We start from the raw sequence: 26,474 nt of genomic DNA, 5'->3' as shown, positions 1-26,474 counted from the left end.
GGGGGGCGAGCGGATTTAGCGGATTTTCACCAGCGTGCGGCCGGTGACTTGGTTATCCAGTAGCGCCGCGGCGCTGGCCGGCGCCTGTTCCAGCGTAATTTCCTGCGTGGCCTGCTGGTAGAAGCTGTCCGGAAGAATACCGGCCAGGCGTTCCCAGGCGGTTTGGCGGCGGTGCAGCGGGGTATGCACCGAGTCCACACCCTGCAGGCGCACGTTGCGCAGAATAAACGGCATCACCGTGGTTGGCAGGTGGTAACCGCCGGCCAGCCCGCAGGCGGCGACGACGCCGTTATAGTTCATCTGCGCCAGCACTCGCGCCAGCAAGGTGTCGCCAACGGTATCTACCGCGCCGGCCCACAGCTGTTTCTCCAGCGGACGCGGCGCCTCCAGATAGCCGCTGCGCGACAGCACCTCTTTGGCACCCAGCGCTTTCAGGTAGTCGATGTTGCTTTCGCGGCCGCTGATCGCGGTCACGTGATAGCCCAACGCCGTCAGAATGGCGATCGCCGCGCTGCCAACGCCGCCGCTGGCGCCGGTCACCAGAATGTCGCCGTCATCCGGCCGTACGCCGCCTTCCTCCAGCGCCATCACGCATAACATGGCGGTAAACCCTGCAGTGCCGAGGATCATCGCTTTGCGTTCATCCAACCCATGCGGCAGCGGCACCAGCCATTCGCCGGATACCCGCGCCTGCTCAGCCAGGCCGCCCCAGTGATTTTCGCCGACGCCCCAACCGGTGAGCACCACGCTCTGGCCTTCTTTAAAGCGCGGGTCCGTGCTGTCGCGTACCGTGCCGGCGAAGTCGATGCCAGGTACCATAGGGAATTGGCGGATGATCTTGCCTTTACCGGTGATCGCCAGTGCATCTTTATAGTTAAGGCTGGACCAGTTGACGTCGATCGTCACATCGCCATCGGGCAGTTGATCGCTGCTGATGTCTTTGATGTGAGCCAGAGTTTGATCGTCTTGTTGTTCCAATATCAGTGCGCGCATGTCACTCTTCCTCGCGTTTTCATTTTTGCCATAGATGGCTGAATCAGATTTATTTGACTATATGCATAATAAGAAATTTATGTCCTGATAAAGGACAAATAATGACGTTTTAAGGTTTTCTTCGTTGGCTATGCTTGGTAGGTTGATCGGCGTGATTTGCTGCCTTATGTTGGCGGAACGAGCGCAGTAAAAGGTTTGTTATTAATTAAAAATCAAGGTATTGAGTTGCATTCATTTGAGCGGATTCGGGGCCTTTATACCTCCAAAGGTGAAAATTTACGTAACCATAACGGACAGGGCACAGGGATGCGATTTACCACGAAGCTGTCTACGTTGATCACCCTGCTTGTTGCTCTGGCGATGTTTTTGATGCTGATGGGGTGTTCATACAGTTTTTTCTACGTTACTCAGGATCGCCTGGAGCGCCGCTTCGATTCGTTGGTGACGTCGCTCGATCAGTCAATGCTGCAGGGATCCCCAGATGAACAGCAACAATGGTTGCCGCTGGTGATGCGTCCGCTCGGTATCGTCGCCGTCAGCGTCGATAGCGGCCGCACCAATCTCCTCACCTATAAACTGCCGACTTTGAAGCTGCCCTGGGATTCGCTGAACGGCTACCGTCAGGTCTCCCTGCCTCTGCTGCAGCACCCTGGCAGTTCGCTTAACATCACCTATATCGATCCTTTCGCCAGCGACGTGCGTTCGCTGCAATCCACCGGCGTCGTCACGCTGTCGATCGTCGTGATGTTGGTGATTTTGCTGTTCAGCCTGCGCTGGTTGCGTGAACAGGCCGAGGGAGAGGATCGGCTGGAACGCCGTGCGCGGCGCATTCTTAACGGCGAACGTGAGAGTGTGATGCAGGGCGATGTGCGCGAATGGCCGGCGAACGTCAGCGGTGCGCTTGATCGCCTGCTGGCGGATCTGGCGGAAGCGCGTGAAGAGCGTAGCCGGGTCGATACGCTGATCCGCGCCTTTGCCGCGCAGGACGCCAAAACCGGGCTGAACAACCGACTGTTTTTTGATAACCAACTGGCGACTCAGTTGGAGGAGGAAGGCTCGCACGGCATTGTCATGATGGTGCGGTTACCCGACTTCGACACGCTGCGGGAAACCCACGGTAACAACGCGGTACAGGAACTGATGTACTCGCTGGTCAATTTGCTGTCGACTTTCGTGATGCGCTATCCGGCAGCGCTGCTGGCGCGTTATTTCCACAGCGATTTCACCGTATTGTTGCCGCACCGTACGCTGAAAGAGGCGGACGGCATCGCCGCGCAGCTGGTGAATGCCATTGACGCGCTCCCTTCAACCGCGCTAATCGATCGCGAGGCGTTCTTGCATATCGGCATCGTGGCGTATCGCAGCGGACAAACCACCGAACAGGTGATTGATTACGCGGAGCAGGCAACGCGACACGCCACGTTACAGGGAGGAAACGGCTGGTACGTTTACGACAGCCAGGTGCCTGAAAAGGGGCGCGGCAGCGTCAAATGGCGGACCCTGTTGGAGCAGGTGCTGGTGCGGGGCGGTCCGCGCCTGTATCAAAAACCGGCGGTAACGGTGGAGGGAGATGTTCATCACCGTGAGATCATGAGCCGGATTTATGATGGAACCCAAGAGCTGTTGCCATCTGAATATATGCCGCTGGTGCAGCAGTTGGGGCTGGCTGAAAGTTACGATCGCCAGCATATCAGCCGCATCCTTCCCCTGCTGGCGCTGTGGCCGGAAGAGACGCTGGCATTTACGCTGTGCGTAGATTCATTATTGCAGCGCAGTTTCCAGCGCTGGTTGCGCGATACCCTGCTCCAGTGTGAAAAAAGTCACCGTCGGCGAATTCTGATTGAACTTGCAGAGGCAGATGTGTGTCAACATATCGACCCTTTGCGCCCGGTGCTGAGATTGCTTTCAGGATTGGGGTGCCGTCTTGCCGTTTCTCAGGCGGGATTAACCGTGGTCAGTGCCTCCTATATCAAGTCCTTACCGGTGGAGATCGTCAAACTCCACCCTGGTTTAGTGCGTGGGATTGATAAGCGTGATGAAAATCAGCTGTTCGTGCAGAGCCTGACCGGCGCCTGCGAAGGCACCAGCGCCAGAGTGTTTGCCGCCAGCGTGCGGACGAACAACGAATGGCAGACGCTGAAAGAACGCGGGATCCTTGGCGGGCAGGGCGACTTTTTTGCGCCGCCGGAGCCGATAGACGTGGGGCGTAAAAAATATTCGCGCCGTTATCGCGTTTAACCTGAATACCGGGCAAAAATTGACGTAGAATGAGCGCCAATTCATCTGGGCTATTTTATCTGTCATTTTGGGATTATCCCCAAACTGCCTGCGACAAGAACGCCTATTTGATATAGGCTCTTGTCAGCCCTTTTCTGTTGTACGTTGGTAGGTGCTTACCACCCGCGTCAATCAGGGAATATGTTAGATTTTATGAGCTGTGTTACGCCGTTTCGTGCGCTGACAGGGTGGTAAACTGAGCCTTTGTTCAGGGAATTCAGGCCTCATCCAATTTTCGTGCATTCGAGCAGAAACAATACAGACTATTTTTCACCGAAGCAGAACATTTTTGCGCCTTGTCGCTGCTTCGTGTGGTTGGTAAAGTAGGCGGATTTTATTTTCCGCCCCCAGCTTGCAGGATTATCCCTTAGTTATGTTTAAGAAATTTCGTGGCATGTTTTCCAATGACTTGTCCATCGACTTGGGTACCGCCAATACCCTGATTTATGTTAAAGGGCAAGGCATTGTACTGAACGAACCGTCGGTGGTTGCCATTCGCCAGGATCGTGCCGGTTCACCCAAGAGCGTTGCGGCCGTGGGCCATGGCGCCAAACAGATGCTGGGCCGTACGCCTGGCAATATCGCGGCTATTCGCCCGATGAAAGACGGCGTGATCGCCGATTTCTTCGTGACCGAAAAAATGCTGCAGCACTTTATCAAACAGGTTCACAGCAATAGCTTCATGCGACCAAGCCCGCGTGTGCTGGTGTGCGTACCTGTCGGCGCAACTCAGGTTGAACGCCGCGCCATTCGCGAATCCGCCCAAGGGGCCGGTGCGCGTGAGGTGTTTCTGATTGAAGAACCGATGGCTGCGGCAATCGGCGCAGGCTTGCCGGTATCGGAAGCGACCGGTTCAATGGTTGTGGATATCGGTGGCGGTACTACTGAAGTGGCGGTGATCTCACTGAACGGTGTGGTGTACTCCTCTTCCGTACGTATCGGTGGCGATCGCTTCGACGAAGCCATCATTAATTATGTGCGTCGCAACTATGGCTCGCTGATTGGTGAAGCCACTGCTGAACGCATCAAGCACGAAATCGGCTCAGCCTATCCGGGCGACGAAGTGCTGGAAATCGAAGTTCGCGGCCGTAACCTGGCTGAGGGTGTGCCACGCGGCTTTACCCTGAACTCCAATGAAATCCTCGAAGCGCTGCAGGAGCCGTTGACCGGCATCGTCAGCGCGGTGATGGTGGCGCTGGAACAGTGTCCGCCGGAGCTGGCTTCTGACATTTCCGAACGCGGCATGGTGTTGACCGGCGGTGGCGCACTGCTGCGCAATCTGGATCGCCTGCTGATGGAAGAAACCGGTATTCCGGTAGTCGTGGCAGAAGATCCACTGACCTGCGTAGCCCGCGGCGGCGGCAAGGCGTTGGAAATGATCGACATGCATGGCGGCGATTTGTTCAGCGAAGAATAGTCAGCCCCAGGAAGGAGGAATCGTATCGGATGACAGCGCAAAGCGAAAATCAGGTACGGTTCCTCTTTCTGTTGTCGAGGAACTCGCATAATTTATGAAGCCGATTTTTAGCAGGGGGCCTTCCCTGCAACTCCGACTTTTTTTGGCGGTGATTGCGGCCATTGGCCTGATCGTTGCCGATAGCCGTCTCGGTACGTTCGTGAAAATTCGCACCTACATGGACACGGCCGTCAGCCCTTTCTATTTTTTGGCCAATGGGCCACGTAAAGTTTTGGACGGCGTTTCAGAAACGCTGGCTACCCGCCAACAGCTGGAGCTGGAAAACCGAGCTCTGCGGCAGGAACTGTTGCTGAAAAACAGCGATACTCTTCTTCTTGGCCAATTCAAGCAGGAAAACGCCCGCTTGCGTGAGCTGTTAGGCTCGCCGCTGCGCCAGGATGAACACAAAATGGTCACCCAGGTGATCTCCACCGGCTCCGACCCTTATAGCGATCAAGTGGTGATCGACAAAGGCTCGGACAACGGCGTTTATGAAGGCCAGCCGGTGATCAGTGATAAAGGCGTGGTCGGCCAGGTGGTGGCGGTGGCGAAGGTCACCAGCCGCGTGCTGCTGATTTGCGACGCCTCTCACGCGCTGCCGATTCAGGTGCTGCGCAACGATATCCGGGTGATCGCCGCAGGCAGCGGTTGCGCCGACGATTTACAGCTCGAGCATCTGCCGAACAATACCGATATTCGCGCAGGGGACGTGCTGGTGACTTCAGGCCTGGGCGGCCGTTTCCCGGAAGGTTATCCGGTAGCGGTAGTTTCCTCGGTCAAAGTGGATAACCAGCGCGCCTATACCGTGATCCAGGCGCGGCCAACCGCAGGTCTGCAACGTTTGCGCTACCTGCTGCTGCTTTGGGGGGCCGATCGCAATGGCGATATGCCGCTGCCGCCCGATGAAGTTCACCGTGTCGCCAATGAGCGCCTGATGCAGATGATGCCGCAGGTGCTGCCGCCGGCCGACGCCATGGGGCCGCAACCGTCCCTGCCTGCAGCGGCCACCGGCGCCGCTGCGCCGCAGGCCGCCGCGCCCGCTGCGGGAGCCGCACAATGAACCGTTACCGCAGCAACGGGCGCTGGATAATCTGGCTATCATTTTTGGTGGCGCTGGTGCTGCAAATCATGCCGTGGCCGGAGCAAATTTATATGTTCCGGCCGTCCTGGCTGGCTTTGATCCTGATTTACTGGGTGATGGCGTTGCCACACCGGGTGAACGTCGGCACCGGCTTCGTGCTGGGGCTGGTTATGGATCTGATCCTCGGCTCCACGCTGGGCGTACGTGCGCTGGCGTTGGGCATCATCGCCTACCTGGTGGCGTTCAAATTCCAGCTGTTCCGCAACATGGCGCTATGGCAACAGGCGCTGATCGTCGTGCTGTTATCCCTGGCGATGGACGTTGTGGTGTTCTGGGCTGAGTTTTTAGTGATCAACGTCTCTTTCCGCCCAGAGGTGTTCTGGAGTAGTGTGGTTAACGGCATTCTGTGGCCGTGGTTGTTCCTGCTGATGCGCAAAATACGCCGTCAGTTCGCCGTACAATGAGGATTGCAATGACTTCGCTTTATCTGGCCTCCGGCTCTCCGCGTCGACGTGAATTACTGACCCTGCTGGGCGTTCCGTTTGAAATTATCCTGACGGATACCGAAGAGCAGCGTCAGGAAGGGGAAGCCGCAGAAGCCTATGTGCGCCGTCTGGCGCAGGACAAGGCCAAAGCGGGCGTGGCGCTGGCGCAGCAAGACTGGCCGGTGCTGGGCGCGGATACCATTGTGGTACTCAACGGCCGGGTGTTGGAAAAACCGCGCGACGAAACGCATGCGGCAGAAATGCTGGCGGTGCTCTCGGGCAAGCGGCATCAGGTGATGACCGCAGTGGCGATCGCCGATAGCCAGGACGTTTTGTGCCAGTTGGTGGTGACAGACGTGACGTTCCGCAACCTGTCACACCAGGATATCTGCGACTATATTGCAACGGGCGAGCCGATGGATAAAGCGGGCGCCTACGGAATTCAAGGAAAGGGTGGTTGTTTCGTCAGAACGATAACCGGGAGTTATCACGCGGTGATGGGCTTGCCGCTGGTCGAAACACATGAGCTGCTCAGTCATTTTGTCGCATTACGTGATGTAAGAACCGGTTGATGGGCGCTGCCATTATCGACCGGCTCTGAGGAGAAGGCATGACAGCTGAGCTACTGGTTAATATCACACCGTCTGAAACGCGGGTTGCCTATATAGATGGCGGCATCCTGCAAGAGATCCACATCGAGCGCGAATCCAAACGCGGCATCGTCGGCAATATTTATAAGGGGCGCGTAAGCCGCGTCTTGCCGGGTATGCAGGCGGCATTCGTCGATATCGGCCTGGACAAGGCCGCCTTCCTGCACGCCTCCGATATCATGCCGCACACCGAATGCGTCGCCGGTGACGAGCAGAAGAATTTTCACGTGCGCGATATCGCCGAACTGGTGCGCCAGGGGCAGGATCTGATGGTGCAGGTGGTGAAAGATCCTCTTGGCACCAAAGGTGCGCGCCTGACCACCGATATTACCCTGCCTTCGCGTTATCTGGTGTTCATGCCGGGGGCGGCGCACGTTGGCGTTTCACAGCGCATTGAAAGCGAAGCCGAGCGCGAGCGGTTGAAAAAGGCGGTAGCCGCCTACTGCGACGAGCTGGGCGGTTTTATCATCCGCACGGCGGCGGAAGGCATCGGCGAAGAAGAGCTGTCGCAAGACGCCGCATTCCTCAAGCGCCTGTGGACCAAGGTCATGGAGCGCAAAAAACGCAATCAGACCAAATACAAATTGTACGGCGAACTGGCATTGGCGCACCGGATTCTGCGCGATTTCGCCGGTGCGGCGTTGGACAGGATCCGCATTGATTCGCGCCAGACTCACGATCAACTGGTGGAGTTTACCGGCGAATACATTCCGGACATCACCGACAAGCTGGAGTTGTACACCGGCAGCCAACCGATCTTCGACCTGTACGATGTCGAAAACGAAGTCCAGCGGGCGCTGGAGCGCAAGGTGGAGCTGAAATCCGGCGGTTACCTGATCATCGACCAGACCGAGGCGATGACCACCGTGGATATCAACACCGGTGCCTTTGTCGGCCACCGCAATCTCGACGAAACCATTTTCAATACCAATATCGAAGCGACGCAGGCCATTGCCCGCCAACTGCGGTTGCGCAACCTGGGCGGTATTATCATCATTGACTTCATCGACATGAACAATGACGAACATCGCCGCCGGGTACTGCACTCGCTGGAGCAGGCGTTGAGTAAAGATCGGGTAAAAACCACGATCAACGGCTTCTCTCAGCTAGGCTTAGTGGAAATGACGCGTAAACGCACGCGCGAAAGCATTGAACATGTGCTGTGTCATGATTGTCCTACCTGTAATGGGCGCGGCACCGTGAAAACGGTGGAAACCGTCTGCTACGAAATTTTGCGTGAAATTGTGCGCGTACACCATGCTTACGATTCCGATCGTTTCCTGGTATACGCCTCTGCGGCGGTTGGCGAAGCGCTGAAAAGCGAAGAGTCGCATGCGCTGGCCGAAGTGGAAATCTTCGTTGGCAAACAAGTTAAGGTGCAGATCGAACCCTTGTACAGCCAGGAACAGTTTGACGTTGTCATGATGTGATCGTTGGCCCTCACTCCATACCTCACCCCGAGGTAGGGTGAGGACGAACAGTCGAGAGATTCCCGTTGCCAGGCAGCGGAAGCAAGGAGAACTGCGTGAGGCGACTGCCTGGGATTTTGTTAGCAACAGGCGCCACTCTGATTGTTGTTGTGGCGTTACTGATCAGCGGGCTGCGTCTGGCACTACCTGAGCTGAACAAGTACCGCCCTCAAGTGCTGGAAAAAGTGGCGAGCCTCACCGGCGTGCCTGTCCAGGTCGATTTCATGCAAGGGAGTTGGGAAACCTTCGGCCCGCAGCTTGAAATGCGTAACGTGCGCGCCACGCTGCCCAAGAGCAATTTGCACATCGAACGCGTGACGCTGGCGCTGGACGTGTGGCAATCGTTGCTGCACTGGCGCTGGCAGTTTCGCGATCTCACCTTTTATCAATTCCAGCTCGATATGAACACCACGCTGGGCGGCGACGATCACAAGGGTAACACCATCGAGCCGGGCAAAATCAGCGATCTGATGCTGCACCAGCTCGATCATTTTGATCTGCGCGACAGCCGAGTCTCTTTTCTCATGCCTTCCGGCGCACGCGCCGAATTCGAAATCCCGCAGCTCACCTGGCTTAATGGCCGCGATCGCCACCGTGCCGAAGGGCAGCTTAGCCTGTCGACGCTGAACGGCCAGCACGGTGTGGTGCAGCTGCGCATGGATCTGCGCGATAACCAGGGGTTATTGAATACCGGCACGATCTATATGCAGGCCGATAACATTGACATGAAGCCGTGGTTTACCCGCTGGCTGCGCGCCAATACCGGCCTGGAGAGCGCGGATTTCAGCCTGGCGGCCTGGCTGCAGATTAAAAACGGCGATATAGCCGGTGGCAACGCATTGCTGAAACAAGGCGCGGCTAACTGGAACGTGGGAACAAAACAGCACCGGTTGGACGTGGATAACCTGGCGCTGGCGCTCAGTCGCCAAGGCAACGGCTGGCAAGTTGACGTGCCGCAGCTCAGTTTGCAAACCGACGGCAAGACCTGGCCGCAGGGCCGGCTTTCGGCGCTGTGGTTGCCGGAAAATACCGAATTTATGGGGCCGGGGCAGAACGAGGAATTGCGCGTCCGCGCCACCGATATTCAGCTTGAGCGGCTGGCGGCGTTGTTGCCCACGTTTTCATTCCTCAGCCCGGACGTATTGGAGCGTTGGAACGATTTACAGCCGCAGGGCAAGCTCGATGCGCTGGCGCTCGACATCCCGCTGAAGCAACCGGAAAAAACCCGCTTTCAGGCCCGTTGGCAGGATGTCAGTTGGCAGCACTGGAAACTGCTGCCGGGGGTGAATCACTTCTCCGGCGCGTTGAGCGGCGGCGTGGAGAATGGCCGCCTGACGTTGGGCCTCAACAACAGCACCTTGCCTTACGGCGACATGTTCCGCGCCCCGCTCGAAGTCAGCAGCGCACGCGGTGCGCTGACCTGGCTTTATAACGATCAGGGCTGGGAATTGGCCAGCAAGGACCTGGATGTGAAGGCCAAATCGCTGTGGGTTAACGGCGATTTCCGCTACCAGCAACCGGCGAAAGGCGACCCCTGGCTGAGCATTTTGGCCGGTATTCGTTTGTACGATGGGGCGGACGCCTGGCGTTACTTCCCCGAACCGCTGATGGGTAAGCATCTGGTGGATTACCTTGGCGGCGCCATCCAGGGCGGCCAGGTGGATAACGCCACGCTGATTTACGCCGGCGATCCGCAGCATTTCCCTTATCGCAAGAACGAAGGGCAGTTTGAAGTGTTCGTGCCGCTGCGTCATTCCACCTTTCAGTTCCAGCCGGGCTGGCCGGCGCTGACCGATCTGGCGATCGATCTCGACTTTGCCAACCAGGGGTTGTGGATGAATGCTCCGCAAACCAAATTGGGCAAGGTGGACGGCAAGAATATTACGGCGGTGATTCCGGACTACCTGAAAGAACGCTTGCTGATTGACGCCGACGTGGCGGGCGAAGGTGCGGAGATCCATAACTATTTTAGCCAGACCCCGCTGCATGATTCGCTCGGTTCTGCCCTGGATGAGCTGCAGATTGGCGGTAATGTCAGTGGGCGCTTACATCTCGATATCCCCTTGAACGGCGAGCAGGTGCGTGCTCAGGGTGAGGTTGCGCTGAACAACAATTCGCTGTTGGTGAAGCCGATTGAAAGCGAACTGAAAAAGGTCAGCGGCAAATTCCGCTTTGATAACGGCAATCTGACAAGCGACACGTTGTCGGCTAACTGGTTCGGGCAGCCGGTGGCGGTGAATTTCACCACCCAAGAGGGTAAAAGTGACTATAAGGTCAATGTTGGCCTGAAAGCTGACTGGTTGCCGGCTAAATTCCCCGGCATACCGCAGGAAGTGAGCGACGCGCTGAGCGGCAGCGCGCCCTGGCAGAGCCAGGTTGCGATCGTCCTGCCACATCAGGGCGCGGCCAGCTATGACATTGGCCTCGATGCCGACCTCAGGAAAGTAAGCAGTCACTTACCTTCGCCGCTGGATAAACCGGCGGGTGAGTCCTTGCCGTTGAGCGTTAAGGTGAAGGGCGGCCTGAATGGGTTCATGTTGACCGGCAGCGCAGGCAAGCAAAACCGGTTCAATAGCGAATGGATCTTTGCCAAAAAGCAGGTGACGCTGGCGCGCGCCGCATGGCAAACCGACGCCGGCGCTACGCCGCCGTTGCCGGGTAGCCCCTCGTTGACGCTGAATCTGCCGCCGCTGGACGGCGAGAAATGGCTGGCGCTGTTGGCGCCGGCGCTAAAACAAGGCGGTGGCTCGGGCCAGGTGGGCGGTTTTAATTTCCCGACCACAGTGGCGCTGAAAACGCCGCAATTGATGCTGGGCGGCCAGGCATGGCACAAGCTGCAACTGACGGCGGAGAAACAGCTGGGTGGCACGCTGGTCAGTGCCAAGGGCGATGAAGTCGACGGCAGCCTGCGGGTCGCGGATCGCGGGCCATGGCGTGCGGACATCAACTACCTCTATTACAACCCGCAGTTCAGCGCGGACAAGAGCGCCCCGGCGGCGACCAACCCGTTGGCCGCTGCGGATAAAGTCTCCTTCAGTGACTGGCCTTCGCTGATGCTGCGCTGCAAGTCGTGCTGGGTGATGGGGCAGAACCTCGGTAAGGTCGAAGCCGATCTGGCCAATCAGGGGGATACCCTGACGTTGGAGCATGGGCTGATCGACACCGGCAAAGGGCGCATGACCGCCAGCGGCCTGTGGAAGCAAAACGCACAGGAAGAGCGCAGTTCGCTGAAAGGCAAGTTGCTGGGCGGCAAGATCGACGAAACCGCCGCCTTCTTTGGTATCACCACCCCGCTGAAGGGAGCGCCTTACGATGTCGATTTCGACCTGTACTGGCGTGGCCAACCCTGGAAACCGCAGGTGGACACTCTCAGCGGCGCGTTGACGATTAAAATGGGCAAGGGTGAGATCGACAGCATCGGCGGCGGCCGTGCCGGCCAGTTGCTGCGTTTGGTGAGTTTCGATGCCCTGTTGCGCAAGCTGCAGTTTGATTTCAGTGATACCTTCGGTAAGGGCTTCTACTTTGACTCCATCCGCAGCACCGCGTGGATGAAAGATGGCATAATGCATACCGACAATCTTTTGGTTGACGGGCTGGCGGCGGACATCGCCATGAATGGCCAGATTGATCTGGCGCGTCGGCGTATTGATATGGAAGCGGTGGTGGCGCCGGAGATCTCGGCCACGGTCGGCGTGGCGACGGCGTTCGTGATCAACCCGATCGTCGGTGCGGCGGTATTTGCCGCCTCCAAAGTGTTGGCGCCGCTGTGGAACAAGATCTCGCTGATTCGCTATCACATCAGCGGCAGCCTGGATCAGCCGAAAATTAACGAGGTGTTGCGTAAGCCAAAGGAGAATAAGGCGTCATGAGAAATGCTAACGTTGCGTTGTTACAGTTGTGCAGTGGCGATCGGGTGCGCGATAACCTGGCCCAGATTGAACAGCAGATCAAGCAGCTCAATGCCGGGGTAAAACTGGTCATGACGCCGGAGAACGCGCTGCTGTTCGCCAACTCTGCCGCTTATCGCCAGCATGCGGAAACGCAGGGCGATGGCCCGCTGCAACAGGCGGTGCGTGAGCTGGCGCGGCGCTATGGCGTATGGTTGCTGATCGGCTCTATGCCGTTGATCAGCCGCGAAAATCCTGCGCTGATCACCACCAGCAGCCTGCTGTTTGACGATCAGGGTGAAATCCGGGCGCGCTACGACAAGCTGCATATGTTCGACGTGGACATTAACGACTCCCACGGCCATTATCGGGAATCGGACACGTACCAGCATGGTCAGCAGTTGACCGTGGTGGATACGCCGGTCGGCCGTCTTGGCATGACGATATGTTACGATCTGCGCTTCCCGGCCCTGTATCAGGCGCTGCGCGCACAGGGTGCGGAGCTGATTTCCGTGCCGGCCGCCTTTACCCGCGTGACCGGTGAGGCGCATTGGGAAATCCTGCTGCGCGCCAGGGCGATTGAAAACCAGTGCGTGATCCTGGCGCCGGCGCAGGTGGGCAGCCACGGCCCCACCCGCCGCACCTGGGGCCACTCGCTGGCGGTGGACGGTTGGGGCAAGGTGCTGGCCGAAAACCCGGATGCGGTTTCGGCGTTGAAAGTACGGGTCGACACTGCCGGCCTCAACACCCTTCGCGCGCAAATGCCGGTATTGCAACACAACAGATTCCAGACGTCGCTGACGGCGCCGTTTGAAAAAACCTCCTCCAATAAAGAGTGAAAAAATTATGAGCCTGACGTTTGTCAGTGAGCAGTTACTTGCTGCGAATAAGTTGAGCCACCAGGACCTGTTCTCTGTCTTGGGGCAACTGGCCGAACGCCGCCTCGATTACGCCGATCTCTATTTTCAGTCCAGCTACCACGAGGCCTGGGTGATTGAAGACAGCATCATCAAGGATGGCTCTTATAATATCGACCAGGGCGTTGGGGTGCGCGCCGTCAGCGGCGAGAAAACCGGCTTCGCCTATGCCGATCAGATAACCCTGAATGCCCTGCATCAAAGCGCCCAGGCGGCGCGCAGCATCGTGCGTGACAGTGGTGACGGCCGGGCGCATACGCTTGGGGAAATCAGCCATAAGGCGCTGTATCCGCTGCTCGATCCGCTGCAAAGCCTGCCGCGCGAAGAGAAAATTGCCCTGCTGCACCGCGTCGACAAGGTTGCCCGTGCGGCCGACAAGCGGGTGCAGGAAGTGAGCGCCAGCATCACCGGCGTGTATGAGCAAATCCTGGTGGCCGCGACCGACGGCACCCTGGCGGCGGACGTTCGCCCGCTGGTGCGCCTTTCCGTCAGCGTGCTGGTGGAAGAAGACGGCAAGCGTGAGCGCGGCTCCAGCGGCGGCGGCGGCCGTTTCGGTTATGACTACTTCCTGGAAATCGCCGATGGCGAAGTCCGCGCGGACGCCTACGCCAAAGAAGCGGTACGCATGGCGTTGATCAACCTTTCCGCCGTAGCGGCCCCGGCCGGCAATATGCCTGTGGTGCTGGGCGCCGGTTGGCCTGGCGTGCTGCTGCATGAAGCGGTAGGTCACGGCCTGGAGGGCGATTTCAACCGTCGCGGCACCTCGGTGTTCAGCGGCCAGATGGGCCAACTGGTGGCCTCCGAGCTTTGCACCGTGGTGGATGACGGCACCCTGCAGGGGCGCCGCGGTTCGCTGGCCATCGATGATGAAGGCGTGCCGGGCCAGTACAACGTGCTGATCGAAAACGGCATCCTGAAAGGCTACATGCAGGACAAGCTGAATGCGCGCCTGATGGGCGTTGCGCCGACCGGCAACGGCCGCCGCGAGTCCTATGCGCATCTGCCGATGCCGCGTATGACCAACACTTACATGCTGGCGGGCAAATCCACGCCGGAAGAGATCATCGCCAGCGTGGAGTACGGCCTGTATGCGCCGAACTTTGGCGGCGGCCAGGTGGACATCACCTCCGGCAAGTTTGTGTTCTCTACCACCGAAGCCTATCTGATCGAAAAAGGCCGCATCACCAAGCCGGTGAAAGGCGCGACGCTGATCGGCTCCGGCATTGAGGCGATGCAGCAGATTTCGATGGTCGGCAACGATCTGGCGTTGGATAAAGGCGTAGGCGTTTGCGGCAAAGAAGGGCAAAGCCTGCCGGTGGGCGTCGGCCAGCCGACCCTGAAGCTGGATATGCTGACCGTTGGCGGTACCGCGTAGTTCTTTTCCGGGGCCGGTTCACGGCCCCACTAAATCCGTTTTTTGCGGTGCTTATCGCATTAGCCATAATTAAGACGGATTCGCTGCTTTTTCCGATTAGATAAAACCAATAAGCCATTTTTAAGTGTAAAAACTGATTTTATGGGGTTTTTGTTTAAGAGTTTTCTTGTTTGGTTAGGCTATCTAATGTTTAACCCATAATTTATGCCTTGTTACCTATCCCGCGCCGCCTTTAGAATGCCGAAAAAGTCATAGGGACGGCCTTCTGAATGGATTCAGTCACTCGGCGGCTCTCAGCCGCTTTACTCTGCATTTTCTTCTTTTCCTCCACTGCTGGCGCAAACCTGCTTAGCCCGGCGGATCGCGACAGTATTCAACAACAACAGCGTGGCCTGCTTGAGCAAAATCAGCAGCAGCGGCAGGAATTGCAACGCAGCCTGACACCGACGTTGCCCGTGCCTGCAGAATCAAACGCCAGTTCTGGCGACCCCTGCTTCACCATCACCACCCTTCGGCTGGAAGGTGCGGATCACCTGCCGGCCGGCGCGCGGCAGGAACTGACCCAAGCCTACCTGCAACGCTGCCTGAATCTGGGCCAAATCCAAACGCTGGTACAGAAGATCTCCGATTGGTATATCAGCCGTGGCTATATCACCAGCCGCGCATTCCTGACCGAGCAGGATTTGTCGCGTGGCGAACTGCGGCTGCTGGTGCTGGAAGGCAAGCTGGAAAAGATCCTGCTGGAACAGCACGACGATCGCATGCTGAAAATGGCTTTCCCCGGCCTGAAGGGCAATATTCTCAATCTGCGCGATATCGAACAGGGCATGGAGCAGATCAACCGCCTGCGCCAGCAGCCGGTACAGATTGAAATTCTGCCCGGCAGCAAGCCGGGTTATTCGGTGGTCAATTTGAGCGCCAAACCCGAGTTCCCGCTGATGCTGGGGCTGGGGTTTGATAATAGCGGTCAGAAGAGTACCGGCACCGGTCAAATCAACGGTTCGCTGACCGGCAATAATTTGTTGGGCGTGGCGGACCAGTGGTTTGTTTCCGGCGCGCGCAGCAGCGATTTCGCCAAGGATCACAATGCACGCAGCGTGCAGGCCGGCGTCAGCCTGCCTTATGGCTATTGGCTGCTGGATTATAACTATGCCTACAGCGACTACCTGACCACTATCAACAATCAGGGCTTTGACTGGCGATCCAGCGGCGACAGCCAGACTCACCGATTGAACCTGTCGCGGGTGCTGTTTCGTGACGGTGAAATGAAAACCGGCCTGTCTCTGGGGCTGACGCACCGCATTAACCGTAACGCGCTCAACGATACCCGGCTGGAAAGCAGCAGCCGCAAGCTGACCAGCGTTACGCTGGGGCTCAGCCATAGCCAGAAATTGTTGGGTGGCTTTGCCACGTTAAACCCGGCTTACAGCCGCGGCGTGCCCTGGCTGGGGGCCGAAGACGACAGCGGTAAAATCAAGGAAGCGCCACGCGCCGAGTTCCACAAGCTTTCGCTTTCCGGCAGTTACTACCTGCCATTGACGCAGGACTGGACTTACCTCACCAGCCTGTACGGTCAGTGGACACCCCATCGTTTGTACGGCAGCGAGCGCCTGACTATCGGCGGCGAGAGCTCGGTGCGCGGCTTCAAAGAGCAGTATCTTTCCGGCGACAAGGGCGGCTACTGGCGCAATGAAGTTAACCGGACGCTGGTGACGCTGCCGTATCTGGGCAGTATCGACGCCCTGGCCGCGCTGGACGGCGGCTGGCTGCATCACGACGCGCTGGACGCCAACGCTTCCGGCACGCTGTGGGGCGGTGCCATCGGGCTGGGCAGCCGCAACCGCTATTTCGGCAGCCAACTGACCGTCGGTTGGCCGCTGGCTTATCCAGACTGGCTGAAGCCGGACCGGGTGTTGGTGTATTACCGGGTCAATATCGTACTTTAACCTTAACGCACAGGAAGGTTTCAGGGATGAAACATAAAAACAATCAACCACTTAATGCTTATCAGCGCCTGCTGAGCTACACCCTGTGCGGCCTGCTGGCCGGCCAGCCGCTGTTGCCGGTTTTTGCCGCCGGCGTTAACGTCGCCGAAGGCAATACCCGCGTCGATCAGGCTGCCAACGGCGTGCCGGTGGTCAATATCGCCACGCCGAACCAGGCCGGTATTTCTCATAATAAATACAACGATTTCAACGTCGGCAAAGAAGGCTTGATCCTCAATAACGCCACCGGTCAGCTCAACCAGAGCCAGTTGGGCGGCCTGATCCAGAATAACCCCAACCTGCAGGCCGGCAAGGCAGCGCAGGGCATCATTAACGAAGTGGTGGCGCCCAATCCTTCACAGCTGCAAGGCTACCTGGAAGTGGCGGGCAAACAGGTCAGCGTGATGGTGGCCAACCCCTATGGCATCACCTGCGACGGCTGCGGTTTTATCAATACCCCCAACGTGACGCTGACCACCGGCAAACCGGTGCTGGGTGCCGATGGCAAGCTGCAGGCGCTGGAAGTGACCCAGGGGGCGATCACCGTTCAAGGCAAAGGGCTGGACGCCAGCCAGAGCGATAAATTCGCCCTGATCGCCCGCGCCACCGAGATCAACGCAAAACTGCATGCCAAAGACGCCCGCATCACGCTCGGTGCCAATCGGGTAGACGCGGCAGGCAACGCCACGGCGATCGCCGGCCACGGCGCGGCACCCAGGGTGGCTATCGACACCGGCGCGCTCGGCGGCATGTATGCCAACCGCATCCATCTGGTGTCCAGCGAACAGGGCGTGGGGGTGAATCTCGGTAACCTTAACGCCCGCGAGGGGGATATCAACCTCGACGCCAGGGGCAAGCTGACGCTGCACAATTCGTTGGCGCAGGGTGCGTTGAGCGCGAATGCGGCCGACCTGGCGCTGAGCGGCAGCCACCAGGCCGGGCAGGCTATAACCCTGAACAGCGGGGGCAATATCGCGTTGAATCAGGCCACGCTGAGCGCGGCAGGCGATATGGCGCTTAACGCGGCCGGCAAACTGCAGGCCGACGGCAGCACACTGCTGGCCGGCGCCGATCAGCAACAACGGGCCACCGGCGGGCAAACGCTGAAGGTGAAAACCGGGGAGCAGCAATGGAATAACAGCCGCCTCACGGCCGGGACGATAACGGCGCAGGCGCAACGTGACCTGCAACTGGACGGTACATCAACGCTCACCGGGCTGAAGCAGTTGGATCTGCAAGCCGGCGCGTTGACGCTGGCGGGTAAGGTTGCCTCCGGCGGCGATCTGCAACTGAACGCCGCTAGCCTCAACGGTGGAGCGACCAGCCGGGTGACCGCCGAAGGCGATATCGGGCTGACGCTCAGCGGCGATGGCGACTGGCAGGGAACATTGACTGCCGGGCGTGATCTGCAACTGCAGGCCAACACGTTGAAAAACCATGGCCAATTGGCCGCCAATCGCGACAGCCGGGTTCAGGCACAGCAACTGACCAACACCGGATTGATGCAGGCGCAGGGGGCGCAGAACCTGACCGGCAGGCAGTTGGATAACAGCGGCAAACTGCAGGCGGGCGGCGCGCTGACGATCAACGCCGATGGCGTGAACAATCAGGGGCTGATTGGTTCTCAACAACGGCTTGATTTGACGGTGAAAAACGGCCTGAACCTGGGCGGTTCTCTGTATACCGACGGCCCACTGAGAGTGCAGGCGGGCGAGTTTTTACTGGCCGGCAGCGCTACCGGCAAACAGGGCGTCGCATTTAATGGCGGCGCGCTGAAAACCGCGCAGGGTTCTTCGCTACTCAGTGATGGCGACATCGCGCTCCAGGCGGATGAGGTGCGGCTCGGTGGTTTGCTTTCTGCGGAGCGCGAGCTGACGATCGACAGCCAACGGATGATTGCCGCTGCGAGCGGACAAACCCAGGCCAAACAGGGCATGTCTCTGAAAGCCACCGAGGGTGCGCAACTTGCCGGGGTGTTCAGCACCCTGGGGGATCTGAAGGTCAGCGGCGCGACGGTGGACAATACCGCAGAGATCGGCGCGCGCAACCTCGACTGGCACGGGAATTATTTGAACCAGCGTGGGCAGTTGCACGCCAGTGAGCAATTGACGCTGGCCGTAAATCGTCTTGAACAGCAGGGTGAATTGCTGGCCGGCAAGCAACTGACTCTGCGCGGCGAACGGCTGGCCAACAGTGGATCAATAGGTGCTGCGGCGCTGGATTTGGCCTTCACGCAGTCGGTAGACAACCTGGGTGAGCTGGTGGCGGAAAATGCGCTGACGCTGGCCGCCCCGCTGCTGAATAACGCCGGACGGCTTGCGGCGAACGACGTCGCAATCAAGACGAGTGCTCTGGACAACGCTGGGCTGCTGCAGGCCAAAGGCAAGGCGGATGTCGCTGCCAACGAGCTGCAGAACCGCCTGTCGGGCAGGATCCTGGCCGGCGGTGCGCTGGTGCTGCAAGCTGCGCAACTGAACAACACCGGCAAGCTGCAGGGGCAGGCTATTGATATCACCGCGCAGCGCTGGGACAACGCCGGCAGCGCACTGGGCATTGACGGGCTGACCGCCCGGGTCGGCCAACTGGATAACCCGGGGCAGGTATTGAGCCGCGGGGCATTGGTGTTGAACGCTGACGTGCTGGACAACGGCGGTAAGGTCCTGACGGAAGGCGCGCTGAGGCTGAAAGCCGGCAGCGTCGATAACCGGGGGGAAGTACAGGGCGACAGCGCGCAGATCGAAGCCGACGCGTTGAACAACAGCGGCAACCTGATCGGCGTGAAAAAGCTGGCGCTGCAACTGCAACAGGATCTGCATAATCTTGCCGCTGGCCAGTTGCTGAGCGGCGGCGAACTCAACGTCGCGGCGGCAGCGGTCAATAACGCCGGGCTCTGGCAGGGCGATCGCATTCTGCTGTCGGCGCGGCAGCTGGATCATACCGGTACCTTGCAGGCGAAACAGTTGATCCGCGTGGATCTGAACGGCGATCTCAACGCCGGCGCGGGCAGCAAAATCGTCTCTAATGGTGAGGCGGCGCTGACGGCGCTGGCGTTGAACAATCAGGGCAGCTGGCAGGCCGCCGCATTGCGCCTGAAAGGCGATAACCTGAATAACGGCGGTGTGTTGACCGGCGTTAAGCGGCTTGATGCCGAGATCGCCGGTGCAGCCGTGCAGCAGGCCTCGGGGCAGATGCTGAGCGACGGCGAACTGCGACTGAATGCGGAACGCATCGATAATCCGGGCCTGATACAGGCGGGGGATCTGCGGCTCACGGCCGTGCAATTGGACAACGGTGGCAGGCTGCTGGGGAAAAACAGCCTTAACGCTGAGCTGAGTGGGGTATTCAATAACCTGGCCGGCGGCAACGTGCGCAGCCAAAATGCGCTGCAACTGACGGCGGCAGAGCTGAACAACGCCGGTGAGATGCAGGGCGATGGCCGCAGCGAACTGCGGCTGGATCGTCAGTTGATCAACCCGGGCAAACTGATCGTCGGCGGCGCGTTGGATCTGCAGGCGCCAACGCTGAATAACGCTGGCTGGCTGCAGGCGGGTAGCCTGATCTTCAACGGATCTCAGCTTGATAACAGCGGTACACTGCTTGCCGCCGGTGATAACCAACTGACGCTTAACCACCTGAATAATCAGGGGACGCTGCAAGGCGGCAATCTGCAACTGAAGGCGGACAGCCTGGAGAATGCCGGTACGCTGCTGGCGACGCGCCAGATGGCGATCGAAGCGCGGCAGATGGATAACCGACAGGGTGGCAAGCTGTTCAGCGCCGGTGATGCGATGTTGGCAGGCAGCCTGTTGAATCAGTACGGTCAACTGGTGGCATTGGGCAACATCGTGCTGACGCTGAAAGAGGCCTTTACTCAGCAAGGTACCCTGGCGGCAGGCAATGCGCTGAGCCTTGCAGCCGACGGCGACGTTCTGCTGCAAGGGACCACTCAGGGGCAAAGCCTGAACCTGCGCAGCCACGGGCTGCTGACTAACGCCGGCAGGGTACGCGGCGGTGGTGGCGAGGTGCGTCTCGAGGCTGAGAGCATCAAACAAAACGATGGCGCCAGCCTGCAATCGGGCGGGCGAGTGCAACTGCTCAGCCGCAGCGACATCACCAACAAGGGTTTTATCGGTACCGCCGGCGATCTGCTGCTGATTGCCGCCAATCAGCTGTTTAACAGTGGCATGCTGTACGGCGGCGGCAATATGCAGCTGATGGCGGATCGCATCGTCAACCAGCGCGGCGATATTCTGGCGGGCAACAGCCTGTGGATGCAGAAAGATGCCGACGGCAATGCCAACAGCGAGATCGTCAATACTTCCGGCACCGTCGAGACCGAAAACGGCGATATCCAGATCAAAACCGCGCACCTGCTTAACCAACGTGATGGCCTGAAAACCTCGGTTACGCAGGAGGATCTGACGCAGAAATACGATTGGCTGAACGGCGCTACCGCCAGCATTCCGTTGAGTTTCTTTAACGACGACGAGTACGGCTACTACACCGTCACCACCTGGCATCAATTGGCGGGGAATGACGCGCGGGAAATCACCAAGGTGTATACCTACGCCTCGCCGTATGCCACCACCCGTGAGGTGGCGCTGTCGGTCAGCAAAGTGACGGTCAGCAGCGAGGGCGGTGCGGCGCGCATTGCCGCCGGTCGCAATATGGCTGTGAGTGCCGCGACCCTGGATAACCTGGCCAGCGATATTCTGGCCAATGGGGATATTGCGCTCTCCGGCGGCACACTGAATAACCAGTCCTGGGCGGCGGGTACGGAAACGCGTTATCAAACTTATACCTATCAAAAACCTGAGCTGCCGGGCTCGGATCGCCCACCTCGGGTATCAGAGGTTTCCCCCATCAACGACTATTCGAAAGGGAAAATCGACGATAAGCATATTCACTACAAGGCCAGTGGTGAGGTACGGACCGAACGCACCGACGACGGCGTCTACCGTTCGGTGATTCAGGCTGGCGGTGCGGTTAACGCCAGCTTTACCGACACGATCAGCAACACGGCGGTAACGCCGAATGCCGGCAGCCTGAGCCATACGATCGCCCGGCCGACGCTCGACGGCCTGCAACAGCCGGATGCCATCGACGGCGCACAACAGCAGGGGCTGGCGGGCGATCAGGGTGTTGCCGTCGGCGGCCCGGCATGGCGCGACAGTCTGCAGAATGCATTGGGTTCGCTCGGCAACAACGCCGCCGAACTGGCGGATTATCCGCTGCCGAATGGCGGTAATGGCCGCTTTGTCCCGACCGAGGATCCGAACAGCCCGTACCTGATCACCACCAACCCCAAACTGGAAGGTCTGGGGCAACTGGATAGCGGTCTGTTCAACGATTTGTACGCCATGCTGGGCCAGCAGCCCGGCGCTGCGCCGCGTGAGAATGACAGCCGCTTCACTAACAAGACGCAGTTTATCGGTTCGGCCTATTTCCTTGATCGTCTCAAACTGAATCCGGACTACGACTACCGCTTCCTTGGCGATGCGGCGTTCGATACCCGTTACATCAGCAACGCCCTGCTGACCCAGACCGGCAAGCGTTATATCAACGGCGTCGGCTCCGATTTGCAGCAGATGCAACAACTTATCGACAATGCTGCCCAGGCGCAGAGCGGCCTGAATTTGCAGCTCGGGATCAGCCTGACGCCGCAGCAGGTGGCACAGCTGGACAGCAGCATCGTCTGGTGGGAGAAGGTGACGGTCAATGGCCAAACGGTGCTGGCACCGAAGCTGTACCTGGCCAAAAAAGACCTGGCACCGCTCAGTGGCAGCGTGATTGCAGGCAACAGCGTTAATCTGAACGCCGGCAGCATCGGCAACGACGGCAGTACGTTGCAGGGCGGCGAACGGCTGAGCGTTACCAGCCAGAGCGGCATCAGCAATATCAATCGCGGGCTGATGGACGCCGCGGGCGAACTGCAACTCACCGCCATCGGCGATATCAACAATATCGGTTCCACCCTCAGCGGCCGGCAGGTGGCGCTGGAAAGTCTCGACGGCAGCATCATCAACAAAACCCAGACCCGCCAATGGGATGCTAAAGGGACGCTGGGCGGTGAGTCCCTGGCCCTGTCGCGCACTGAAATCGGCGATATTGCCGCCATCAGCGCCGAAGGCGGGTTGAGCATGAAGGCGGGTGGCAATATCGACATCACCGGCGCGAAAGTGGCCTCCGGCGGTGGGATGAGCCTGCAAGCGGGTGGCGACGTTAACCTGATTGCCAACAACACCCATACCGCCGACAGCGCGGACGGCGGCCGCTGGGGGGGCGGGCGTAAAGAAAGCGAAGCGCGCGGCAGCCAGGCCAGTGAGATCAGCGCAGGCGGGGCGCTGGGCGTGAAAGCCGGGCAGGATCTTAACCTGACCGCCAGCCAGATCGGCAGCAAGGGGAATGCTGCATTGAGCGCAGGCCGCGACATCAATCTGCACACCGCCGAACAGAGCCAACGCCAGAAAACCGACGGCAACGAGCGCATCGGCAGTGGCGCCACTCGCAGCACCCTCACCAGCGGCGGCGATTTGCAGGTGCAGGCCGGGCGTGACCTGAACTCGCAGGCGGCGGCGATAGTGGCGGATAACCATGTCGGGCTGAACGCCGGGCGTGACCTTAACCTCAACGCGCAGCAAAGTCGGGAGTATCAGGCGAGCCACGACGGCGGTAAGCAGCAGGTGAACGACTCTTTCCGCCAACAAGGCACTGACATCGCCAGCGGTGGCGATACGCACATGCAGGCCGGACGCGACGCGGTCCTCAACGCCGCACAGGTGCAGGCAGGCGGCGATGTCTCGGTCAACGCCGGGCGCGATATCGCGCTCAACAGCGCCACCGAAAGTGACTACAGCTTCTTCGAGGAGACCAAAACCAGGAAAGGCTTGCTGTCCAAAACCACCACCCATACGGTGAAAGAGGACTATGCCACCCGCGAGAAAGGCAGCTTGCTGAGCGGCAATAACCTCTCGCTTAACGCCGGCAACGACCTGAAGGTACAGGGCTCGACGGTAGTGGGCGACGGCAAGGTCAATCTGCAGGCAGGCAATAATGTCGCGATCGTGGCGGCCACCGAAGAACAATCGAGTTACCGGCTGAACGAGAAGAAAACCAGCGGCATGTTCAGCGGCGGCGGCATCGGCGTAACCTTCGGCAGTAAATCGTCGCGCCATCAGTTGAACGAAGACGGCACCACCCAAAGCCAGAGCGTCAGCACCATTGGCTCGACCGGCAGCGACGTGAATATCATGGCGGGCGGCAAGGCGCATATCGGCGGCGCGGATGTGATTGCGGATAAAAACCTGAACGTGGTGGCGGGGGACATCAGAATCGATCCGGGCAATGACCTGCTGCGGCGCAAGGAGCGCTACGAGCAGAAGCAGAGCGGGTTGACGGTGTCGGTGTCCAGCCCCATCACCGATACCCTGCTGGCGATCAATGATTCGCTGAAGCGTGTGGAGGACACCGGCGACGGCAGGCTGAAAGCCCTCTATGCGGTACAGGCCGTGCGCGCCGGTTGGGTTAACTCGGAGGCTAGCGCCGATCAGGCGCAGGGGCTGGCCAACGGTGAGCTGTCCAATAGCGTGAAAGTGCAACTGAGCGTGGGTGCCAGCAAAAGCACCTCCGAGTCTGAACTGGCGCAAAACCAGGTACGCGGCAGCAACCTGACGGCGGGCGGCAATGTCGCGCTGGTCGCCACGGGGGCGAACGGAGCCGGCGGTGACGTGCATGTCAGCGGCAGTGGTATCACCGGCAACAAGGTGACGTTGGTGGCGCAAAACGACGTGTTGCTGGACGCGGCAAGCAACAACAGGGAGCAAACCAGCAAGAACAACAGCAGCGGCTGGAACGCCGGGGTGCATATCTCGCTGGGGCAGGAGACCGGCATTGGTGCCTCGGCCAGCGGTTATCAGTCGAAAGGTGCCAGCGACGGCAACAGCACCGAGTACGTTAACACGCGGGTGAATGCACGGGATGAACTGAGCCTGAGCAGCGGGCGCGATACGGTGCTGTCCGGCGCGCAGGCGCTGGGTGAGAAGATTAAGGTGGATGCCGGTCGTGACCTGTCCATCAGCAGCCTGCAGGATACCGACGATTATCACAGCTGGCAGAAGGACAGCAGCGCGGGAGCCAGCTTTACCTTCGGTTCGATGACAGGGTCGGCATCGCTGAGCATGAGCCAGACCAAAATCGACAGCGAATACGCCAGCGTGGGTGAGCAAAGCGGGCTGTTCGCGGGTGATAAAGGGTTTGATATTAACGTCGGCAAACACACTCAGCTTAACGGCGGGGTGATTGCCTCGACGGCGGACAGCATCAAAAACCAGCTGTCGACCGGTACGCTGGGCTGGGACGCCATCGATAACAAGGCGGAATACAAGGCCAGCAGCAGCGGGTTCGGTCTGTCGACCGGCGGGCCAACCGGTGGCGGGCTGGCGAAGGAGAAGGGCAAGGCGAGCGGTACCACGCAGTCGGCCATCGCTGCGGGCCAGATTGATATCCGCGATACGGCGAACCAAACTCAGGATGTCGCAGAGTTAAGCCGGGATACGGACAACGCCAACGGCCGCATCGATAAAATTTTCGATGAAGCGAAGGTGAAGGACAATCTGGCGTTTACCCAGGGCGTTACACAGCTGGCGACGCAACTGGTGAGCGACTACGGTAACAAGCAGATGCTGCAGGCGCAGCGTGCAGCGGCGGAGAAGCTGAGCAAGGACCCGGCTTACCTGAGTGCCTCGCCAGAGCAGCGGCAGCAGATGCTGGAGGCCTCGCCGGAGTATAAGGCGGCACAAGAAGCGTATGGGGTTGGCAGCAACTTCTGGGCCGCGGGTACGGCCATCAGCGCGGCGCTGGCGGGGCTCAGCGGCGGTGATATCGGGGCGGCGGCGGGTGGTGCGCTGGCCCCCTATCTGGCGAAGGAAATCAAAAGCCGGACGGAGGGCAACACGGCGGCGAACGCGGCAGCGCATGCGGTGGCGGGTGCCCTGGTGGCGCTGGTGTCGGGCAATAACGTGGCGGCCGGTGCTGCGGGTGCGGCGAGTGGTGAACTGGCTGCTAAAATCATCAGCGAGCAGTATTATGGCAAGGCGACGTCGGCGCTGACGGAGGCCGAGAAGCAAAACGTCAGCGCGCTGAGCCAACTGGCTTCCGGGCTGGCGGGTGGACTGATAGCGGACAGCACGGCGGGCGCCGTGGGCGGTAGCGTGGCCGGTAAGACGGCGGTGGAGAATAACTTGCTGGGTGGGAGTGAGGAAACTCAGACCAGGTTCGTGCAGGAACACGGCAAAAATATCGCGTCTTGCAGCACTGACCCAGGTTCAGCGTCCTGCCAGAAAGGGTTGGCGATGAACGATGCGCTGATGGTGGCGCTTCCGGCGGGTCTTGGTGGTGGTTTACTGGCAGCGGCTACCCCCGAAATAGCAGCGGCAGCGAAAGCAGCGATACAGGCTTGTGCGGGTAATGTGGTGCTGTGCCTGAATAATGCCGGTATCCAGATGTCGGAAGCCATCGTACCGGGCGGTGTTGGGGCCGGTGGTGCGGTAGGTATCGGTAAGACAGCGGCAGAGGCGACGGCGGCTAAGACAGCTAATAATGCAGCTCACAGTGCGGCCAGTGGCCTGAATTTGAATAAGTCGCTGGCAAGTGAAGCGCAGTTGGCGGATCTTGCCAAGAATGGTGGTTCTTCAATGGCAGGAAATGGATCACCTATTGTTTTACGTGACTCATCTCGTTTAGTCGCAGAATATGGCGGTAAAGCGTCTGACTGGAGTAAAGTATCTAGCAAGAGTTATACCGCTGCTGATGGCTCACAATTTGAAATCCATGCTTATCGTAACGCAATAACGGGCCAACTGGTTGAACCTAAAACTATCCCAATCAAGAACTAAGGTACT

The 26,474-nt window shown here is 59.2% G+C and carries 12 protein-coding genes; 11 read left to right on the top strand and 1 reads right to left on the bottom strand.

The window, feature by feature from the left end:
• Positions 1 to 15 precede the first annotated feature (15 nt).
• The gene (acuI, locus tag V2S86_RS19335; protein ID WP_330763744.1) at positions 16 to 993 is read right to left on the bottom strand and encodes an acrylyl-CoA reductase (NADPH); all 978 of its coding nucleotides are present in this window, start codon (positions 991 to 993) and stop codon (positions 16 to 18) included.
• A 306-nt stretch (positions 994 to 1,299) separates the two neighbouring features.
• Between acuI and csrD the strand changes: the two genes are divergently transcribed.
• The 11 genes from csrD (at position 1,300) to V2S86_RS19280 (ending at position 26,468) form a co-directional block, all read left to right on the top strand.
• Positions 1,300 to 3,231, top strand: coding sequence for an RNase E specificity factor CsrD (gene csrD / locus V2S86_RS19330; RefSeq protein ID WP_330763743.1), 1,932 nt, complete (start codon positions 1,300 to 1,302; stop codon positions 3,229 to 3,231).
• Between the two features lie 412 nt (positions 3,232 to 3,643).
• Entirely contained in the window at positions 3,644 to 4,687 is a 1,044-nt protein-coding gene (gene mreB / locus V2S86_RS19325) for a rod shape-determining protein MreB (RefSeq protein WP_065506655.1), read from the top strand.
• Between the two features lie 94 nt (positions 4,688 to 4,781).
• Positions 4,782 to 5,786: a rod shape-determining protein MreC gene (mreC, locus tag V2S86_RS19320; protein ID WP_330763742.1), complete on the top strand. Its 1,005-nt coding sequence runs from the start codon at positions 4,782 to 4,784 to the stop codon at positions 5,784 to 5,786.
• The gene (mreD, locus tag V2S86_RS19315) at positions 5,783 to 6,271 is read left to right on the top strand and encodes a rod shape-determining protein MreD (protein ID WP_065506653.1); all 489 of its coding nucleotides are present in this window, start codon (positions 5,783 to 5,785) and stop codon (positions 6,269 to 6,271) included. Before mreC ends, mreD begins: the two co-directional genes overlap by 4 nt.
• Positions 6,272 to 6,279: 8 nt before the next feature.
• The gene (locus V2S86_RS19310) at positions 6,280 to 6,864 is read left to right on the top strand and encodes a Maf family protein (protein ID WP_330763741.1); all 585 of its coding nucleotides are present in this window, start codon (positions 6,280 to 6,282) and stop codon (positions 6,862 to 6,864) included.
• Between the two features lie 38 nt (positions 6,865 to 6,902).
• Positions 6,903 to 8,372, top strand: coding sequence for a ribonuclease G (rng, locus tag V2S86_RS19305; RefSeq protein WP_065506651.1), 1,470 nt, complete (start codon positions 6,903 to 6,905; stop codon positions 8,370 to 8,372).
• 95 nt (positions 8,373 to 8,467) lie between these two features.
• A complete protein-coding gene (yhdP, locus tag V2S86_RS19300) occupies positions 8,468 to 12,280 on the top strand; it encodes an AsmA2 domain-containing protein YhdP (RefSeq protein WP_330763740.1) in 3,813 nt (1,270 codons plus the stop codon).
• Complete coding sequence (gene nit1 / locus V2S86_RS19295; protein WP_330763739.1) at positions 12,277 to 13,137, top strand: deaminated glutathione amidase; 861 nt, start codon at positions 12,277 to 12,279, stop codon at positions 13,135 to 13,137. The genes yhdP and nit1 overlap by 4 nt, the downstream gene beginning before the upstream one ends.
• Before the next feature lie 7 nt (positions 13,138 to 13,144).
• Entirely contained in the window at positions 13,145 to 14,590 is a 1,446-nt protein-coding gene (gene tldD, locus V2S86_RS19290; RefSeq protein WP_212557168.1) for a metalloprotease TldD, read from the top strand.
• A 269-nt stretch (positions 14,591 to 14,859) separates the two neighbouring features.
• Positions 14,860 to 16,536 carry a ShlB/FhaC/HecB family hemolysin secretion/activation protein gene (locus V2S86_RS19285; RefSeq protein ID WP_330763738.1) on the top strand — a complete coding sequence of 559 codons (1,677 nt, stop codon included), beginning with the start codon at positions 14,860 to 14,862 and terminating at the stop codon, positions 16,534 to 16,536.
• Between the two features lie 26 nt (positions 16,537 to 16,562).
• Positions 16,563 to 26,468 (top strand): hemagglutinin repeat-containing protein, encoded by a 9,906-nt coding sequence (locus V2S86_RS19280; RefSeq protein ID WP_330763737.1) that lies wholly within the window; start codon positions 16,563 to 16,565, stop codon positions 26,466 to 26,468.
• Positions 26,469 to 26,474 lie beyond the last annotated feature (6 nt).

The sequence above is a fragment of the Serratia sp. C2(1) genome (assembly GCF_036352655.1).
Classification (GTDB): domain Bacteria; phylum Pseudomonadota; class Gammaproteobacteria; order Enterobacterales; family Enterobacteriaceae; genus Serratia; species Serratia inhibens.
Note: the sequence above shows the minus strand (reverse complement) of the source record. Positions and strands in the feature narration are given on the sequence as shown.